Source organism: Limnohabitans sp. (genome assembly GCF_040400975.1).
Lineage (GTDB): Bacteria > Pseudomonadota > Gammaproteobacteria > Burkholderiales > Burkholderiaceae_C > Limnohabitans_A.
This window is the reverse complement of record NZ_JBBAPF010000097.1, coordinates 1-1696: the sequence shown is the minus strand read 5'-3', so window position 1 is coordinate 1696 and position 1696 is coordinate 1. Positions and strand designations below refer to the sequence as shown.

General features: G+C 57.0%; 2 protein-coding genes. One reads left to right on the top strand and one right to left on the bottom strand.

From position 1 onward, the window contains the following. Positions 1–286 precede the first annotated feature (286 nt). A complete protein-coding gene (locus ABWQ00_RS15965) occupies positions 287–541 on the bottom strand; it encodes a hypothetical protein (RefSeq protein WP_353239643.1) in 255 nt (84 codons plus the stop codon). Between the two features lie 838 nt (positions 542–1379). Between ABWQ00_RS15965 and ABWQ00_RS15960 the strand changes: the two genes are divergently transcribed. Further along, the coding region (locus tag ABWQ00_RS15960) for a hypothetical protein (RefSeq protein ID WP_353239642.1) at positions 1380–1696 on the top strand (317 nt) is incomplete at its 3' end.

The window sequence follows — 1696 nt, the reverse complement described above, 5'->3', positions numbered from 1 at the left end:
CGATACACAAATGTCGTAGAAGGAGCAGAGGTTACAGCAGGCGAGAACCAATACCCTAGCCTGAGGCGTACCGATAGTGTTTACATGACGCCGGTGCTCATCTCGAGAAAAGAAGGCCAAACCACGAGATTCCGCACCCTTCGCGCGCAAACACGGACGGTATATTGTGCCACCAGTCCCAAGGATCATGCCTGGCGTCAGAGTGGACACGCGGTCGACACTTTTCCCCCTGTACCAGCGTTTCAAGCGCGGCACCATCGCACGGGCACTTGCGCCAAAAAAGCGCTTATTGCGTCGTCTGGCCTGTGCCATAGACATCCGCCAGCAGGAGTAGGGTAAATGCCCAAGCAGCACAATACTGTGCCACACCGAGATCGACCACGTGCAGGATATCAAGGGCGATGTCTTCAAAGGTTAAGACGTCGAATAGCACATTCAACGACGCGACCCAAGACCCAGGAAGTTGCCTGAAGAACACAAGGCGACAGCACATCACAGTTTTGGCATGCACTTTTGATGGCTTCCAACCGATCTCCAGCAAGGCCTCCTGCCGGGGCACGGAGGAGCACACCGTTGACCTCGCAGTCCTTGGACACGAAACGACCGGTCCTTGAACCAGGTTCGTTGCGCAGCACGGCTTGTAAGACTCCGGCAGCCGCCGGGCCAACGCGGCAGTCAACCAGGGCAGTGGCTACTTCGCTACGGTAGTCGTTGTTGGTGTGTGGGGCGTACGGTTGTTCTCCCTCGCTGTTGACGTACACGTGCATGTTCTCTGCGGTGCAATAACACTGAAAGCACGGAGTTGCAGTTGCTGACCATGGTTTGAAGCCAAGACCATAAGCCAGCTCTTCCCAGTCTGCCCGAAACTCCCGAAGTAAGCCTCTCACCGGCAACCGCCCTTGCCGAGTTTCCCGCCTGTGTGCGTCAAGTTCCAGCCCGTCGTGCCGCCTACGGGGGAAAGAGCCATCACGAAGACAAGAGAACGACCAAACGATGACAGCCATGATTGCTTTTAAGGAGCATCGGCCCCCACAACCACATCGGCAGAGATCGCGCTTCCGAATGATCGTGATGAGATGCCGCCGTCTACTGAAAATGCCATTCCAGTAAAATGCGTACAATTAATCGGAATTTGACCATGGGGCTGAGTCGATGTAAAATCCTAGTAGGGCCAACCGGTCCCAACCCAACTCTCGCAACAAAGGGCACGACCGAAACCGTGGCAACGCAAGGAGCTCATCACGTTCAGCCTCCGGTGGGGCGACAACATTCTCGGCAAACTCGTCAGCCACACGTTCATGGACAAGCAACATGGGGTGCCGAAGTTGGGTCCTAGTGTTTGTGCGGTGGTCGTGAGAAGGTACGTCCGCCCAGTACACATGTTCATCGACCCAACTGTTGATGCCCAAGGCTTCGTCCAGTTTCCTTTGGAAGTGCCCCGTCTGGCTGAGCGGACTCAATGCCAGATCATCCACGTCGAGACCCCGGTTTCTGCAGGCCCAGGCCGCAGTGCACACATGTTTTGCACTCAAGCGGCCCTGCCCGTACCGGAGGAGAAGCCATTGGCGGAAGTCTGCGCCATCAAGGCTCCCTGCTGGTGCAAGGGGGGTGGACGACCGCTTGCGCATCCGCACGTGCTGCTGCTAATGCAACCCGTGCACGCCGCATGTGCGCCAACATATCGAGGCTACGGAGG